The organism is Cytophagaceae bacterium (assembly GCA_016722655.1).
Taxonomy (GTDB): domain Bacteria; phylum Bacteroidota; class Bacteroidia; order Cytophagales; family Spirosomataceae; genus Leadbetterella.
Map to the genome: position 1 here is coordinate 3,163,521 of JADKIR010000004.1, position 17,370 is coordinate 3,180,890.

Genomic DNA, 17,370 nt, shown 5'->3' on the forward strand with positions numbered 1-17,370 from the left:
TTTAAAAAAAAACACCCCGACTTTTTGAAAATCGGGGTGTAAGATTTTAGATTTAAGATAAGGCTTGAATAATGTCGGCTTTGATGTCATCAATATGCTCGATTCCTAGCGAAATCCTCAAAAGATTAGGATCAACCCCTGCGGTCAATTGTTCGGCTTCGTTTAATTGTGAATGCGTTGTAGAGGCAGGATGGATGATTAAAGTTTTGGCATCACCCACATTGGCCAAATGCGAAATAAGCTTTAGACTATTTACAAATTTTTCCGCACGCTCTCTTCCACCTTTTAATTTGAAAGACAAAACACCTCCAAAACCACGGGTAAGATATTTTTTTGCAAGATTATGAGTAGGGTGAGAAGAAAGCCCAGGATAGGATACTGATTTCACATCCTCATGATTATCAAGCCATTGAGCCAGGCTCAAAGCATTTTCACAGGTTCTTTCAACTCTTAATGTGAGTGTTTCAAGCCCTTGTAACAAAAGAAATGAATTAAACGGTGATTGTGCAGGACCCCAGTCTCTGAGTCCTTCTACACGACAACGAATAATAAACTGAATATTGCCAAATGGACCACCCACTCCAAATACGGAATTCAAAACCAATCCATTATAGCTTGGAGAAGGTTCGGTAAATTGTGGATACTTTCCATTGCCCCAGTTGAAAGTGCCGGCGTCCACAATAACCCCTCCCATGGTAGTTCCATGACCACCTATCCATTTTGTGGCAGATTCAATCACAACATTGGCACCATATTTTATAGGTTGGCAAATGGCACCTCCGGCACCAAATGTGTTGTCAACAAACAATGGCAGGTCGAATTTTTTTGCCAAAGCTGCAAATGCTTCAAAATCAGGAACTGTTAGCCCCGGATTTCCTATTGTTTCAATATAAAGCAATTTTGTTTTTCCATCAATCAATGATTAGAAGCTCTCCAGGTCGTTTCCTTTGGCAAACCGGGCTTCTACCCCTATGTTTTTGAAAGAATTTTTAAATTGGTTGTAGGTGCCACCATAGAGAAACGATGATGTCACGAAATTATCACCAACTGTCGTTACATTATTGATGGCGATAAACTGGGCTGCATGTCCCGAGCTTATTGCCAATGCCGCTACTCCACCTTCCAAAGCCGCAATTCTTTTTTCAAAGACATCATTGGTCGGGTTCATAATTCGGGTATATATATTTCCGAATTCCTTTAGTGCGAAAAGGTTGGCCCCATGTTCCGAATTTTTAAACTGATAGGCGGTAGTTTGATAAATTGGTACTGCTCTCGATTGAGTTACCGGGTCGATTTCTTGTCCAGCGTGAAGCTGGAGCGTTTCAAATCTTAAATCTGACATTGTTTTGTTGGTTAAAAAATAAATAAAACTCTTTGTAAGGGTAAAAACCTCACAAAACCTTAAACCGATTTTCGGTGTCAGGGTAAACCAAAAGTACAATTACTGTAATTCGCCGATTGGTTTATTAGTCCTGAAGGCATATAAGCCAATCAGGTAGGTCTTGGCACCAGCCCGAAAAGTTCGGCAGGTTGTCCGGGTTTCATAGAGCCTATTCTCTCCACCCGTCTTTATAAATCAATCTTAAGGATCAAAAGAAGATTAAGAATTGATGACGCAAATCTAATGAAATTTATAATTACTATACAAATCTTATAGACTATTATTTTTTAAATTATGTATAAATAATTTTTAAAAAATTGATAATTAGTTAGTTAAATAATTAAAAAAATTAATGAGGAGTAATGCATTCAGTTTCTACTTTTTGTCCCGGAGCGGTATAAAGTGTATGAGTATGGAACATGAATCCTCTGTAGATTAAATAAACACCCAGAATCACATAGGAAATATTCATTACCAAATTAAATTTGTTGCCAATCAATTGTCTTAATTTGTGAATTCCCAAACTCAATGGCAACATCAAAGGAATGGTGCCTAAACCAAAGAATGTCATATTTAAGGCAGAATCCTGCCAGGAGCTCATCAAAAATGAAGTTGCAAGGGCCGCATACACCATTCCACAAGGTAAAAGTCCATTAACCAAACCAAAACTAAGCTGTGCGAACAATGACTGATTTTTAAATATTCGTCCAAAAAAACTTTTAAATATTCCGGTAACCTTATAAAGGCTTGAAACATTAAAAACTTTAAGTTTTAATAAGCCCGGAACCAGAATGTAAAGTAAAAGTATTATTCCTAAAGCAATAGAAAGTGATTTTTGAGAGATAAAAAAGCTTAATTTTTCACCAAAAAAACCAACACTTGCTCCCAATAAAGAATAAGTTATTATCCTTCCTCCATTATAAAGAAGCCTGCCAAAAATAAATTTATAAGAATTGTAAGCGGTTTGTGGCAACAATAGTGTCAAAGGGCCACACATACCAACGCAGTGGAGACTCCCCACCAAACCCAATAAAAACGCTGCCCAAAACATGGAATTTATAACTGAATTTTCTTTTCCAGATAATATTCTTTGCTTGCAATCTCCCAGTTAATTTTTACTGTCCATAGCCCTTTTGGGTACTTTCCGGTATAAATTTTCTGAAATCCATTTGATTCAACCTGAAGAGGAAGTTTAAAGTCCATATTTTTATCAGAAGGTCTGTAGAAAGTCACAAATCCTTTTCCTTTTTCTGATTCTTTCGCTAAAAATAATGTTAAAGTATCGGATTTTTCTTCAATAGAAACGGGCTCCGATAAAGTTTTAACATTCCTCATTCTATTGAGTTTATCTTCGTAGGCGATCTCATCTTCATAGTAATTTTCAGAAACCAAAAATATGTCTTTTTGCATAACTGATTTTACTACCAGAAAAAGCATAAATACCACAAATCCAATATAAACCAATGTTATTTTATGTCCCCAATTCATAATATTTGTATATAAAAAAACTGAAACCAACCATTATCTTTCCAAAAGTAGTGAATCTTTTGGAAATTATATAAATTAAGGTTGGTTTCAGAAAATATGATTAAAACGGTCCGAGGAAATTGGTTTTTAATTCTTCAATTTCCGCATTATTTTCTATTACTTTGATTTTAATGTTTGTTTTTCTTTTAGTAATCTTTTCTTTTGGAAACTCAACAAAGAATACTACTTCAGCCCTTGCACCCGGTTTGATTTTTACATCGCTATTTGGACCTACAAACTTCAATACCGCACCGGGCTCATCTGTAACGAGTTTTAATACTTTAGGATCATTTGATTTATTAACCATTTGAGCATTGTACAAGTTCGTGATTTTTCCATCTTTTTCCTGAAATAGTTGCCCTGGTACACGCATTAAAGTAGTTTCGACTGATGTTCGGATAGCAATTAAAATACCGAGGACAGTCAATAATATCGATAATACAACTGTGTAGGCAATCATTCTGATTGTGAACTTAAATGGTGTACCTTTTTCGATTGTATCTACTGATGCATATCTGATTAATCCTTTTGGTTTACCCACTTTATCCATAACTTCATCGCATATGTCGATACAAGCGGTACAGTTTACACATTCCAGTTGAACTCCGTTTCTAATATCAATCCCGGTTGGGCATACCTGAATACACAATTTACAATCTACACAATCTCCTTTTGTTTCATCTACCGGTGCATCTTTTTGAGATTTTGTTACTCTACCTCTTGGCTCACCTCTTTTATCATCGTAAATAACTGTCATGGTTTCTCTCGTTACCAACACACCTTGTAAGCGGCCATAAGGACAAATAGCTATACATACCTGCTCTCGAAGTCTTGAGAAAACGAAATAAAATAATCCGGTAAAAACAACCAGGCCTATAAAGCCGCCCATGTTTTCAGAAGGAGGACTTGTAATAAGTGTTTTAACTTTTTCTATTCCCACCAAATATGCCATGGTAATGTGAGAAATAAAAATCGAGAAAACAATATAAATAATATGTTTTACGGTCTTTCTCCAGGCTTTGTTAAAGCTTAATGGAGATTCGTCAAATTTCTTTTGTGTGCGGCCTTCGCCTTCAAGCCAGTTTTCTACCGGTCTGAAAATCATTTCCATAAATACGGTCTGAGGGCAAAGCCATCCGCACCATATTCTACCATAAGTTACTGTAAAAAGTATTATAAATACCACAAACGTAACCATTGCCAAACCAAAAATGATAAAGTCCTGAGGCATGAATAGCTGTCCGAAAATGCTGAATTTTCGTTCAAAAACATTCGTCATCAATAGAGGCATTCCATTGATTTTGATAAAAGGACCAGCAATAAAAACAACCAGAAAAATTACGGTTGCAATTACTCGCTTGTTAAAAAATGCCCCTGAAACTTTTTTAGGGTATAACCAGATTCTTTTTCCTGATTTATCGACTGTAGCGAGGGAGTTTCTGAATTCTTCGTCTTCGCTATCTACAAATTCATAGATATCTTCGAAATTTTTCATAATGAAGTTAATTATTTATCCAATCAGAGAGTTTTGAAAATACATATCTCCCTGATAGCAAGGAGATATGTATGTTTATATTTACAAAAATTTAAAATATTTATTTTTATTTTGCTGCTTCAGTTGAATCTGTGGCTGTTGTTGCAGGAGCTTCTCCACCAACTTTTTCACCCTGAGGAGCTTTAGGATTGGCAGGATTAGTACCTTTTAATCCCATAATATAACTTGCTACATCCTGAATCTGGTTAGGTTTTAAAGTAGCTTTCCATGAGATCATTCCTTTTTCAGGTACACCATTTTTGATTGTTGCAAATACATCATTGATGGTTCCACCATGAATCCAATACTCATCGGTAAGGTTTGGTCCAACAGTACCTTCGCCACCAGCACCATGACATGCAGCACATTTTTCAACAAAAATTGTTTTACCAGCTTCAAGGGCTTTAGGATCAGTGGCAAGAGTAACTGTTTTTTCATTAATACTCTCTCCAAGTTTGGCCTGATATGCCTCTACTTCTTTTTTACCTTGTTCCATAGCAATATCATATTCTTGTTTTTGGCTTGGAGACCAGTGGAATACATGGTAGTCAAGTAGGTAATATACAGCAAAAATAATAGTACCGTAGAATAAACCCAGCCACCAAGGCGGTAAGTGGTTGTCTAATTCTCTGATTCCATCATAATTATGGTCTAACATAACTGTTTCCTCTTTAGCAATTGGAACAGCATCTGTTAATCCTTTCCAGAATCCGCCTTTTCCGGCAGCCTGAGCTACAGTAGCACTGCTTCCACCCATATTAAGTCTTTTTAATAGCATGAAAATATTCATTACTACAAAGAATAATATAATAGTGAACAGTAGAAGTACCCCCAGTAATATAAACTGGAAGAGGTCTTCTCCTGATTTGAAAGATAAATTCATAATTGACATAATTTTCAAAGTTTTATCGATATAAATTAGTCCTCGTCAAGAGGTAGTTCCTCCATATGTTCTATGTACTTCTTGTCGGCTTTAAATACCATATAACCTAGAATTACAAAGAAACTCACGAATATCAGTAAAGATATAATCGGATAAACTGACACATCCTGAATAGAATTGAGAGCGTTTTTTATCATCTTTTTGTTTATTTTAGGTTGGGTGCATTGCTACACCCAGCCTAGGTTTATTTCATTGCCGTTGGCTCATTTTTGATGTCAGTACCCAATCTCTGCAAGTATGCAATCAAAGCAACAATCTCTTTGTTTTTATCAACTTTGATGTTTCCGTCGGCAAGCCCTTTCGAAATTCCTTCAGCTTGCACATCCATATCTGCGATTGCAGTATCTTCATAACCTTCTTCATAAGGTACACCCAATGTCCTCATCACACTTATTTTCTTAGGCATATCAACTGTATTGAAGTCATCTTCGAATAACCATGGATATGAAGGCATAATTGAACCAGGAGACATAGACGTTGGATCCATCATGTGATTGTAGTGCCATGAATCTGGATATTTTCCGCCAATTCTATGCAAGTCTGGTCCAGTACGACGAGAACCCCATAGGAACGGATGGTCGTATACAAATTCCCCTGATTTAGAGTATTCACCATATCTTTCAGTCTCTGATCTGAACGGACGAATCATTTGAGAGTGACAGTTATTACAACCTTCTCTGATATAAATGTCTCTTCCCTGAAGTTCAAGAGGTGAATATGGTTTTACACTTGCAATTGTTGGAATGTTTGATTTAACCAACCAGGTTGGTAAAAATTCAACGGCACCACCTATAAATACTGCAATGAACGCTAATACTGTAAAAAGAATAGGTTTACGCTCAAGCATTGAGTGGAAAGTACCTCCTATATTAACATTTTTGGCAAGGGCAGGAGCCTCATCATATTCATAAGCCATAAACTCTCCGGAAGCGGCAGTTTTGATTAAGTTATAAATCATAATAAGTGTTCCAACCAGATACAAAGTGCCACCAAATGCTCTCGACATATACATTGGTATAATCTGAGTAACTGTTTCCAGGAAGTTAGGATATGCAAGGAATCCATCTGGAGTAAATTCTTTCCACATTAAGCTTTGAGTAAATCCACCCCAATAAAGTGGTAAGGCATAGAAAATAATACCCAAAGTTCCCAACCAGAAATGTATATTGGCCAATTTCACTGAGAATAAAGAGGTTTTCCACATTTTTGGTACTAAATAATAGAACATACCAAAAGTAATAAAACCGTTCCAGCCAAGACCACCAATGTGCACGTGAGCAATTGTCCAGTCTGTGTAGTGAGAGATGGCATTAACATTTTTCAATGACAACATTGGTCCTTCAAACGTTGACATACCATAAGCGGTAACCGCAACAACGAAGAATTTTAAAACTGGATTTTCACGTACCCTGTCCCAGGCACCTCTTAACGTCAAAAGACCATTTAGCATACCTCCCCAGCTTGGTGCAATAAGCATCACTGAGAAAACAGTACCTAGACTTTGAGCCCAGTCAGGAAGTGAAGTGTATAATAAGTGGTGAGGACCGGCCCAGATATAAAGAAATATCAGCGACCAGAAATGGACAATTGAAAGTTTGTAGGAGAAAACGGGACGGTTTGCTGCTTTAGGCAGATAGTAATACATCAAACCTAAAATAGGAGTTGTAAGGAAGAATGCCACTGCATTGTGTCCATACCACCATTGTACAAGAGCGTCTTGCACTCCGGCATATACCGAATAACTTTTGAATAAAGTAACCGGTAACTCCAGTGAATTGAAGATGTGTAGCAATGCGATGGTCACAATTGTTGAAATGTAAAACCAAATTGCCACATACAAGTGCCTTTCGCGTCTTTTTAATAAGGCACCGATAAAATTGATTGCAAAAACCACCCAAACCAATGTGATAGCAATATCAATTGGCCATTCCAATTCGGCATACTCTTTTGATGTAGTAATACCTAATGGTAGTGTAATTGCTGCAGAAAGAATTACAATCTGCCATCCCCAGAAATGAATCCAGCTCAAAATTGGGCTGAGCATCGGGGTTTTTAAAAGCCTTTGGGTTGAGTAATAAACGCCGGCAAACATACCATTACCAACAAAGGCAAAAATAATGGCATTGGTGTGAAGTGGCCTGATTCTACCAAAGGTAGTAAATGGCAACTCCATATTGGCGGCAGGCCAAAACAGCTGCAACGCAGCAGTAAGACCGACAAGCATACCAACTACTCCAAAAATAACAGTAACGATGATAAAGGCTTTAACTATCTGATTGTCATAGTAAAATCCCTCCAGCGGTCCCGAAGATTCCGAGTGGTCAGAGCTCATTAGTGGTTTGGTTAATAAACGCATAGCATTCAAAATGTTTAGTAAACTTTTTAACGATTCAAAACTAAAAGTACAAATACCTGAAAAACATGACAATCGCACAAGGATTTTATGATATAAATCATTTTTTTAAAATCCTTAATTAATACAACAAAATGTTTTAACGTTGTTATTAATAATATAGCAGAAATTGTTAATTTTCACACATATAGCTAAAAAAAACATAAATAAAAAATTTTCAATTCTTTATTTATTACAATTTTTTTATCTATTAAATATTAGTAAAAATATTAATTGGTTTTGTCTTTTAAAATTACTCAAATTTCTGAAAATCCAAATGCTTTTTTTGTGATATTTGTGACAAAAAAATAGTATTGAATAGTATTAACAGCACTTCTGAATATTTCCGTTTTTTGGATGAAAGTTTTCTTGAATATTTCGGACAATCTCCTGATTTGAAAATTCAGGCCCCCGGTCGAATCAATATCATTGGAGAGCATCTTGACTATAATGATGGTTTGGTAATGCCTGCAGCAATAGATAAGTTTATTTATTTTTCAGTAGGTAAAAGAAGAGATTCAAAAGTAATTCTGAAAAGTATTGATATGGATTCGGTTTTTGAGACCGAAGATATCAATAGGTTTGAAATCAAAACGGATCATTCCTGGCAAAACCACCTTTTGGGAGTAATAAAGGAGTTTTCTTTAAATGGAATCCATTTTTCTTCCGGAATTAACGTATGCTTTGGTGGTAACATCCCAAATGGAGCAGGTCTTTCTTCATCGGCTGCTGTAGAAGCCGGAATAGGGACAGCTTTGAATATTTTGTTTGATTGTGGTTTTGATAAACTCAAACTTACTAAAATCGCCCAGCAAACAGAACATAAATATGTAGGTGTAAAATGTGGCATAATGGATATGTTTGCTTCAATTTTTTCTCAAAAAGATCAATTGATTCAATTAGATTGCCTGGATTTTACCCATAAATATGTAAGTGGAAAGTTTACTGATCATGAATTTATTTTGGTTAATAGTGGTGTAAAACATACTTTGGCCGATTCACAGTATAATATCCGCAGGAATCAATGCGAAACCGGCCTGGAAGAATTAAAAAAGAATTTTTCAGAAATTAAATCTTTCAGAGATGTAAAACTTCCTCAAATTGAGATTTTGAAAAAATTGGACGACCCCAAAGTATATGAAAGATGTGAATATGTACTGGAGGAAATTCAAAGGGTATTTGATGCGACAGAAGCACTTGAAAAAGGCGAAATGGAAAAACTGGGAATTTTGCTGAATGGGTCTCATCATGGATTATCAAAAAAATATGAAGTGAGTTGTGAAGAATTGGATTTCCTTCAAAATGAAGCATTGAAGATTAATGGAGTATTAGGTGCCAGAATGATGGGAGGTGGGTTTGGAGGTTGTACGCTTAATCTGGTAGAAAAAGATTCAGAAGAAAGCTTTAAATCGAAAATTTCGGTTTTATATGCAGAAAAATTTGGGATTGTACCTGAAATATATGTTGTAAATACCGGGCACGGTGTGGCTCAGGTTGAATAATGAAAAGAGAAGAAAACTTAAAAAGGTTAAAAAGTGAAGAATTTGACCTTTTGGTGGTAGGTGCCGGTGCAAGTGGTAGCGGTGTGGCCCTCGATGCAGCACTTCGAGGTTTAAAAGTTGCTCTTATTGACAAAGGGGACTTCTCCTGCCAAACCTCATCCCGCTCAACCAAACTCATACATGGCGGAGTAAGATACCTTGAGCAAGCCTTTACTAAATTGCAATTTAGTCAGTTGAAACAGGTAAAACATGGCTTACAGGAGAGGAAATACCTTTTGGCTAATGCCAGGCACCTTTCAAAACCTTTAGGAATTATCACTCCTGTTTTTAGTGCATTCGAAGCCCTTTATTACACCATAGGTTTAAAAATATATGGTTTGTTTGCTCAAAAAGACCATCTGCCAGCAGCCAGATGGCTTTCCAAAAAAGAAGCTAAACTCTTGTCGCCTGATTTGAGCGAAAAAATTCATAGTGCAGTAATGTATTTCGATGGCCAGCTTGACGATGCCCGCTTTGCCCTTGCACTTGTTCAGTCGGCTCAAAAAGTTGGTGCTGTTGTTTCGAATTATGTTTCCTGGCAGAGTTTTATTTTGGATCCTAATAAAAAAATTACCGGCATTTCTGTAAAAGATGAATTATCGGATGATTTTTTTGAAATAAAAAGTAAATTAATAATCAATTGTACCGGGCCTTATGCTGATGAATTGAGATTGGCGGCCAATCCAGAGGAAGAGCCAAGAATAATCCCTTCAAAAGGTGTCCATATGGTACTTTCAAGGGAGTTTTTTAAAGGTGATAAGGCAATGTTAATCCCAAAAACCAAAGATGGACGACTGATTTTTGTGATTCCGTTCAAAAAATCGGTAATGATTGGTACAACAGACACCCCTTACAAAACACTTGAAAAAGAACCAATTCTGGAAAAAAGTGAAGCTGAATTTCTTTTGGACACGCTAAAAAATTATGTAAAAAAGCTACCTGAAATAAAAGATATCAAAGCAGGATTCGGGGGAATCAGGCCATTACTTTCTGCAAAAACCAATCTGAAAAATAGCAACACGAAAAGTCTTTTAAGAGATCATGAGGTTGAATTTGACGAAAAGTCTGGCTTATTGAGCCTTTTGGGAGGGAAATGGACAACCTATCGATTGATGGCTCAGGATGCTACAGATAAGGTCTGTGAAATATTGGGTATTGAAACAAAATGTAAAACGCAGGAATATCCCCTGGTTGGAAGTGAGAACTATGAAAAACAACCCAAGCCGGTAGATGTGGAATCTGATATTTTCAAGCATTTGCAGAAAACCTATGGGGATAAAACGATGGAGGTTTTGTCAATTGCCAGAAAAGAACCATCATTGATGGAAAGGATTCACCCTCAAAAACCTGCAATTAAAGCCGAAGTGATTTATTCGGTAAGATATGAAATGCTTGTAAAGCCACGCGATTTTTTCACACAAAGACTTCGTTGGGAGATTTTGGACTGGAAAATTACTTCTGATTCGGTCGAAACAGTGATAAAATTAATGGAAACAGAGCTGGGATGGAGTAAGAATAAAAGTCAGGAAGAAACCCTGGAATATCAAAATCTGCTCCAAACTTATATTGACCAACTAGCATAAAATGCCTATGAGAGCAAACTTGTTTTTAGGTTGTTTGTCCCATTCAAAAACAAAAGTTCTGTGATAATCTTTTAGATATTTTGTAAACCCTATTTTTGCAAAAAAATGTAACAAAATATAATGGCTCTTAGCTTCGGACCCATCAACACCTCGGCGAAATACTTTCTTACTGACAGCCGGTTCCTTTCTGATCCAAAAACAAGTGTGTTTTTTGCAATAAAAGGCATAAGACATGATGGTCACCGTTTTATTAATGATTTGTATAATAAGGGATTGCGGGAGTTTGTAGTTGAAAAAACAGTATTGGCAGTTCAGCCTGCTTTAAAATCATTTCTTGAAAGAGATGAAATAAAAGTATGGGTAGTTGAAAACAGTATCAAGGCTTTACAGGAGCTGGCAACTCAAAAAAGAAGCACTTTTTCCTATCCGGTGGTAGGGGTAACAGGTAGCAATGGCAAAACCATCGTAAAAGAATGGCTAAGTTTTTTATTGGAAGATACTTTCGATATAGTAAAAAGCCCCAGAAGTTACAATTCTCAGATTGGTGTAGCTTTATCTGTATGGGAAATGTCGGAAAAAAACAATCTGGGAATTTTTGAAGCAGGTATTTCATTACAAAACGAAATGCAAAGTCTGCAGGAAATCATAAAACCCGAAATTGGTATTTTTACTAATATCGGCACAGCTCATAATGAAGGTTTCAGGAGTCTCAAACAGAAAATTACAGAGAAATTGCGGCTTTTTAAAAATTCTGAAACACTCATTTATTGCAAAGATTATAAGGAATTGAATGAAGAAATTTTGTTGTTCCTTAAGGCGGTAAATCCGAAGATTAATCTTATTGGATGGTCGGCTCAAAATTCGGGTGGTGAGGTAGTGAAAATATTAGCTTCTGATACGGGAAGTCATATAGAATTGTATTTTGAAGGTGATATTTACGAATTTGAAATACCATTTTTTGACGGTGCTTCAATTGAAAATTCCATCCATTGTGCTTATGCCGGTCTAATACTTTCAAAGGAAAAAACCATTGATTTAGATAAGTTTTTTGGAAAATTCAAAACATTGAAGCCTGTGGCCATGCGTCTGGAATTGAAGCAGGGTACACAAGACAACTATATCATTGACGACTCTTACAATAATGATCTTGGAGGCTTAAAAATGGCACTCAATTTTATGAGTCAATACCATACCAGTCGAAATAAGGTGTTGATTATCAGTGATATTTTGCAAGCCGGACAAAAAGAAGATGATTTATATGCAGAAGTAGCTGGTTTGGTAAAATCACAAAATTTGTCTTTATTGATTGGAATTGGCCCGAAAATATTTAAAAATATGGCATTTTTTGAGGGTTTTCCTACCATGTTTTTTAACTCAACAGAAGAATATTTAACAGTTTTTAATTTCGAAATTCTTCAAAATAAATTGATTCTCGTGAAGGGAGCACGGGCTTTTGAATTTGAGAAAATTGTAAATAAACTTATTAAGAAAGTACATGGAACCGTATTTGAAATAAACCTGGATGCCCTAACACACAATCTTAATTATTACAGGGAAAAGATAGGTTCAGGGACCAAAATTATGGTTATGGTTAAAGCTTTTGCATATGGTAGCGGAAGTATGGAAGTGGCCAGTTGGCTGCAATACCATCGTGTTGATTATCTTTCTGTGGCCTATCCCGATGAAGGAGTTACACTAAGGCAGAATGGGATAAAGTTGCCGATTATGGTGCTAAATTCTGACCCGGATACATTCCATAAAGTATTTGAAAATCAACTGGAACCCGAAATTTACAGCCTGAAAATTTTGGAAGAATATATTAAATTTAAAAATTTGGTTTATCCCGAATCCGATGCAAAGATTCACATCAAACTGGATACCGGTATGCATCGGCTCGGGTTTATTGAGGAAGATTTGGAAGAATTAGTGAAGGTACTGAATCAGAATCCAAAAATCATAGTTGGGACTATTTTTAGCCATCTGGCTGGAGCCGACGAAGCAGAGCATAATGATTTTTCAAAAATGCAAATCTCAAATTTTGAGACTTTATCAAAAAAACTCACCCTGGGAATAGGATATACGCCAGACCGCCATATTTGTAATTCAGCCGGTATTGTACGTTTTCCTGAAGCAAAATATGAGATGGTGCGATTGGGAATCGGTTTATATGGAGTAGAAGCCGCGGGAATCGAACAAGAGGCTTTGCAGGTAGTAGGTACACTAAAAACTACAATATCTCAGATTAAAACCCTGAAGTCAGACGAGACAATAGGTTACAGCAGAAGAGGCGTACTTCTTAGGGATTCCAAAATTGCCACTATAGCCATTGGCTATGCCGATGGCTATGACAGAGGATTTAGCCGGGGAGTCGGGAAAGTTAATGTAAACGGCACAATATGTCCCGTAGTGGGAAATGTGTGTATGGATATGACTATGATCGACGTCACAGATGCCGATTGCAAAGTGGGAGATCAGGTGATTATTTTTGGAGAAACCCCCAAAATAAAAGAACTGGCAAAAATGATTGATACCATACCTTATGAAATTCTGACCGGTGTAAGTGAAAGAGTGAAACGGATATTTTTTCATGAATAAAATTGAAATTTATTTTTTTCGGAAAATAAATTCAAAATAGTTCTAATCCTTGTTTCAAAGCATTTATAGTTTGTAATTTGCAACATATTTAAACACAGGTCGGAAATGGCAACATTTGAGCTCACAAAAGACTACCTGGAAACGCTGGAAGCGGCTATCTCAGCTGATAATAAGCAATTTCTGGTTTCCGAACTGGAGGAACTATTTCCTGCAGATATCTCCTCAATACTATATGAACTTGATGGTGTCAATGCACATTATATTTTCAGTCTTTTAGACACCGAAAAAGGTGCCGAAGTTCTTTCCAACATTGAGACTGATGACCGTAAAAAATTCATAAAAGAGCAATTTACTGTTGCCGAAATTGCTAAATATGTAAACCTTTTTGATTCGGATGACGCGGTTGACTTGCTTAATGAAGAATCGATAGAAGTAAGGGAAAAGGTAATTGCGATGCTTGAAGACAGAGAGCATGCAAGATTTATCCTTGATTTATTGCATTACCCTGAAGATGTTGCCGGAGGTTTAATGCAGAAAGAGCTAATAAAAGTCAACATTAGCCAGACTGTAAGTGAGTGTGTAGAAGAAATAAGAGCACAAGCCGAAAACGTAGATAAGGTTTATGCTGTATATGTTGTTGATAATGAACAAAAACTGAAAGGGATTGTATCGCTGAAGCAGATTGTTTTGGCCAGAAAAAATTCAAAAATTGAGAATATTTTTGAAGATGATATCGTGTATGTTGACACCACCCAAAGCGGTGATGAAGTTGCTCAAATCATGCAAAAATATGACCTGGAAGCCATTCCGGTGGTCAATTCATTAGGAAGGCTTCTCGGTGTTATAACCATTGATGATGTGGTCGATTTCATAACCGAAAAAGCTGAGGAAGATATCCAGGTGATGGCCGGTATCACAGGTGAAGCGGAAGAAGATGACTCTGTGTGGCAACTGGCCAAGTCAAGGATTCCCTGGTTAGTAGTTGGAGTAATAGGAAGCTTACTAGCGGCAACGGTAATCAGTCAGTTTGAAGAAACTTTGGCAAGGGTTGCTGCTTTAGCTATGTTTATCCCATTGATGGGAAGCACAGGCGGCAATGTGGGTATCCAGACCTCATCTTTGATTGTGCAAAGTTTAGCCGAAAAATCAGCCTTAAGCCTGGGTATTTGGGAGAGACTGGGAAAAGTTTTGAAAGTAGCTATTATCAATGGAATAGTTGTTGGATTAATTGCAGGGGCGTTCGTGATGATCGAAGGTGAACCCGAGATCTTTTGGGTCGTTTGTTTTTCTCTTATTTCAGTTGTACTATTATCTTCGTTTATGGGCACTGTCACTCCTTTGTTACTCAATAAATTAGGCATAAATCCAGCAATAGCCTCGGGCCCATTTATTACTACTGCCAATGATATTATTGGTATTACTACTTATTTTCTGATTGCTTATTATTTGTTAAATCTCTGATGATAGCCGTAGTTCAAAGGGTGACATTTTCCCGTGTAATAATTGACAATCAGGTGGCAGGCGAAATAACTCATGGATTAAATGTTTTATTGGGCATCGGGCAGGAAGATAATTTCGAAGATGTGGATTGGCTATCTAAAAAAATTATCGGATTAAGGATTTTTTCCGATCAGGACGATAAAATGAATCTTGATATCAAAGACGTCAACGGTAATATTTTGTTAATTTCTCAGTTTACACTTTTAGCATCCACCAAAAAAGGAAACAGACCCTCTTTCATTGAAGCAGCACGGCCTGACCAGGCTATTCCTCTATATGAAAAAATGATTTCAAGTCTTTCCGAATTACTTGGAAAAGACATACAAAAGGGTGTTTTCGGTGCCGACATGAAAGTTGAAATTCAAAACGATGGTCCGGTGACCATATTAATCGACACCAAAAACAAGAAATAACAGCAAATTACATTCACTATTACTCTAAAAAAATACAAGGATAAATAAGCTTTTTAATCCAGTTCTCTATATGCAGTAATGCCACCTAAAACGTTGTGGACATTTTCAAAACCTTCTGAAATCAAAATTTCTTTGGCTTGAGCACTTCTTGCACCACTGCGGCAATGGATATAAATGTGTTGGCCTTTTAGATGCTCTATTTCTTCCAGATTATACGGCAACTCGCCTAAAGGAATCAAAATGCCATCTAAGTTGTCCTCAGCATATTCTGAAGGGTTTCTGACATCAAGTAAGTTGATATTTTCTCCGCTTTCCAACATCTCCCTGAGTAGGTCAACTGTGATATCAAAATTCTGTTTCATTTGAACAAAAAATAAACTTTTTTATTTTGAAAAATATGATAATTAAATAGAAATTTGTTGGTTATCTTATTGATTTTGAGGATTTTCTGTGCTGGCAGGTGCGGTTCCTGAAACCCACAGATTTACGGGTGATCCAATTTTTATTTTTTCACCATCACCAGGGGTCGGTTTTTGCCTGATTACAGTTCCTTCAGCTTGCTCAGAAGGTTCATAAAGGACTGATCCTACTGAAAGGCCCAATCCCGAAAGATATATATCGGCTTCGTCATAAGCCATTCCTGATACATTCGGAACATCAATCATCTGGTTGCCATATCCATCTCCAACTACCAAAATAACCTTGGAACCCTTGGGTACTTCTGAACCCGGGGTTATTTCACTGCCATTGATTTTAATTTTCAAAACAGTGTTTTCTTCCAAAGCTGGTATTTCTTCTTCTCCGCCAAATAATAAACCACTGCTAAGTAGTTGGTTTTGAGCACTTGAAGTTGATCTTCCAATGATATTTGGCATTTTCACCAATGGTGCCGACATGGCGGCTAAAGTAAGATATATTTTCCTTCCAACTTTTACTCTGGCTCCTGATTTAGGATAATTTGAAAGCACACTCAAGGGTTTTGCACCAGGAACAAATATGCTATCACTTACCTCAAAATCCAGATCAGCGTTGTCGAGAAGATTTTCAGCATCTTCAATACTCAATCCTTTCAGATCGGGTACTTTAACTGATTCTCCATGGTTGGTACTCCAGGGTAAATAAATAAAGAAAAAAGAAAAGAAAAATATGAGAATCACTGAGATTACAATCCCAAGGTGAACAATTACGTCTGTTTTAGTATTAGTGCTGTATTTGGGCATTATACCTGTTTTGAATATTTCAACAAATTAATTCGATTTTAAAGTAAAAACCAAATCTCATACGAATTGAAGGATATATTATTTTACTTCTTGTAAAAAAACTTTATTTTATGATTTGAGCTTTTCTGCAAATGGGGCAAACATTTTTGCAAGATATTTTCCAACAATATCAAACTCAAGATTTATTTTATCACCGGGTTTTATATGTTGAAGATTGGTGTGAGTCCATGTATAAGGGATTATTGCTACAGCGAAACTGTCTTTTTCTGAATCAAAAACTGTTAAACTTATTCCATTCAAACAGATGGATCCTTTTTCCACGGTCATATTTCCTGTACTTCCATCATATTTTACATTTATTTTCCAAGACCCATTCTGGTCTTCCACTGAAACACATTCGCCTACCTGATCTACATGCCCCTGCACCATATGGCCATCAAATCGTGCATCTGATTTCATGCTTCTTTCAAGATTTACTGTATCTCCGGGTTTTAAGGACGATAGATTAGTTTTTTTTAGAGTTTCTTCAATGGCTGTTACCCGGTATTGGTTACCTTGTATTTCTTCCACTGTAAGACAAACCCCGTTATGGCTAAGGCTCTGATCCACTTTTAATTCTGAAGATATTGAGCTTTCAAAATAGAAACTGACATTGCTCTCATTTTTTTTTAATTCCTTCAGAATTGCTGTATTTTCTATTATTCCAGTAAACATTATCGCTTATTTTTGGATAAAAACTTA

The 17,370-nt window shown here is 36.5% G+C and carries 14 protein-coding genes, 1 pseudogene and 1 riboswitch; of the genes and pseudogenes, 5 read left to right on the forward strand and 10 right to left on the reverse strand.

Annotated elements, in window-relative coordinates; translation table 11 throughout:
* Nucleotides 1-52: 52 nt before the first annotated feature.
* From IPP61_14320 to ccoN, 7 genes and pseudogenes are all read right to left on the reverse strand, one after another.
* Nucleotides 53-1,342 (reverse strand): annotated as a pseudogene (locus IPP61_14320) (O-acetylhomoserine aminocarboxypropyltransferase/cysteine synthase).
* A 118-nt stretch (nucleotides 1,343-1,460) separates the two neighbouring features.
* Nucleotides 1,461-1,578, reverse strand: a riboswitch (SAM riboswitch).
* 152 nt (nucleotides 1,579-1,730) lie between these two features.
* Nucleotides 1,731-2,432 carry a sulfite exporter TauE/SafE family protein gene (locus IPP61_14325; protein MBL0326333.1) on the reverse strand — a complete coding sequence of 234 codons (702 nt, stop codon included), beginning with the start codon at nucleotides 2,430-2,432 and terminating at the stop codon, nucleotides 1,731-1,733.
* 5 nt (nucleotides 2,433-2,437) lie between these two features.
* Nucleotides 2,438-2,869 carry a FixH family protein gene (locus IPP61_14330; protein MBL0326334.1) on the reverse strand — a complete coding sequence of 144 codons (432 nt, stop codon included), beginning with the start codon at nucleotides 2,867-2,869 and terminating at the stop codon, nucleotides 2,438-2,440.
* A 100-nt stretch (nucleotides 2,870-2,969) separates the two neighbouring features.
* Nucleotides 2,970-4,403, reverse strand: coding sequence for a cytochrome c oxidase accessory protein CcoG (gene ccoG / locus IPP61_14335; protein MBL0326335.1), 1,434 nt, complete (start codon nucleotides 4,401-4,403; stop codon nucleotides 2,970-2,972).
* A gap of 106 nt (nucleotides 4,404-4,509) precedes the next feature.
* Nucleotides 4,510-5,325 (reverse strand): c-type cytochrome, encoded by an 816-nt coding sequence (locus IPP61_14340; GenBank protein MBL0326336.1) that lies wholly within the window; start codon nucleotides 5,323-5,325, stop codon nucleotides 4,510-4,512.
* Between the two features lie 35 nt (nucleotides 5,326-5,360).
* Complete coding sequence (locus IPP61_14345; protein MBL0326337.1) at nucleotides 5,361-5,522, reverse strand: CcoQ/FixQ family Cbb3-type cytochrome c oxidase assembly chaperone; 162 nt, start codon at nucleotides 5,520-5,522, stop codon at nucleotides 5,361-5,363.
* A gap of 47 nt (nucleotides 5,523-5,569) precedes the next feature.
* On the reverse strand, nucleotides 5,570-7,741 hold the full coding sequence (gene ccoN, locus IPP61_14350) for a cytochrome-c oxidase, cbb3-type subunit I (protein ID MBL0326338.1): 2,172 nt from the start codon (nucleotides 7,739-7,741) through the stop codon (nucleotides 5,570-5,572).
* Nucleotides 7,742-8,091: 350 nt separating this feature from the next.
* Here ccoN and galK point away from each other — a divergent pair, with 350 nt between their 5' ends.
* From galK to IPP61_14375, 5 genes are all read left to right on the forward strand, one after another.
* On the forward strand, nucleotides 8,092-9,279 hold the full coding sequence (gene galK / locus IPP61_14355; protein ID MBL0326339.1) for a galactokinase: 1,188 nt from the start codon (nucleotides 8,092-8,094) through the stop codon (nucleotides 9,277-9,279).
* Complete coding sequence (locus tag IPP61_14360; protein ID MBL0326340.1) at nucleotides 9,279-10,901, forward strand: FAD-dependent oxidoreductase; 1,623 nt, start codon at nucleotides 9,279-9,281, stop codon at nucleotides 10,899-10,901. Before galK ends, IPP61_14360 begins: the two co-directional genes overlap by 1 nt.
* 120 nt (nucleotides 10,902-11,021) lie before the next feature.
* On the forward strand, nucleotides 11,022-13,496 hold the full coding sequence (locus tag IPP61_14365) for a bifunctional UDP-N-acetylmuramoyl-tripeptide:D-alanyl-D-alanine ligase/alanine racemase (GenBank protein ID MBL0326341.1): 2,475 nt from the start codon (nucleotides 11,022-11,024) through the stop codon (nucleotides 13,494-13,496).
* A 105-nt stretch (nucleotides 13,497-13,601) separates the two neighbouring features.
* Entirely contained in the window at nucleotides 13,602-14,957 is a 1,356-nt protein-coding gene (mgtE, locus tag IPP61_14370) for a magnesium transporter (protein ID MBL0326342.1), read from the forward strand.
* Nucleotides 14,957-15,409 carry a D-tyrosyl-tRNA(Tyr) deacylase gene (locus IPP61_14375; protein MBL0326343.1) on the forward strand — a complete coding sequence of 151 codons (453 nt, stop codon included), beginning with the start codon at nucleotides 14,957-14,959 and terminating at the stop codon, nucleotides 15,407-15,409. The genes mgtE and IPP61_14375 overlap by 1 nt, the downstream gene beginning before the upstream one ends.
* A 53-nt stretch (nucleotides 15,410-15,462) precedes the next feature.
* On the opposite strand, the gene IPP61_14380 is transcribed toward IPP61_14375, so the two are convergent.
* The 3 genes from IPP61_14380 to IPP61_14390 all read right to left on the reverse strand — a co-directional run bounded on the left by IPP61_14380 (nucleotide 15,463) and on the right by IPP61_14390 (nucleotide 17,343).
* A complete protein-coding gene (locus tag IPP61_14380; protein MBL0326344.1) occupies nucleotides 15,463-15,771 on the reverse strand; it encodes a rhodanese-like domain-containing protein in 309 nt (102 codons plus the stop codon).
* Nucleotides 15,772-15,837: 66 nt separating this feature from the next.
* Complete coding sequence (locus IPP61_14385) at nucleotides 15,838-16,629, reverse strand: PASTA domain-containing protein (GenBank protein MBL0326345.1); 792 nt, start codon at nucleotides 16,627-16,629, stop codon at nucleotides 15,838-15,840.
* Nucleotides 16,630-16,737: 108 nt separating this feature from the next.
* On the reverse strand, nucleotides 16,738-17,343 hold the full coding sequence (locus tag IPP61_14390; GenBank protein ID MBL0326346.1) for a riboflavin synthase: 606 nt from the start codon (nucleotides 17,341-17,343) through the stop codon (nucleotides 16,738-16,740).
* Nucleotides 17,344-17,370 lie beyond the last annotated feature (27 nt).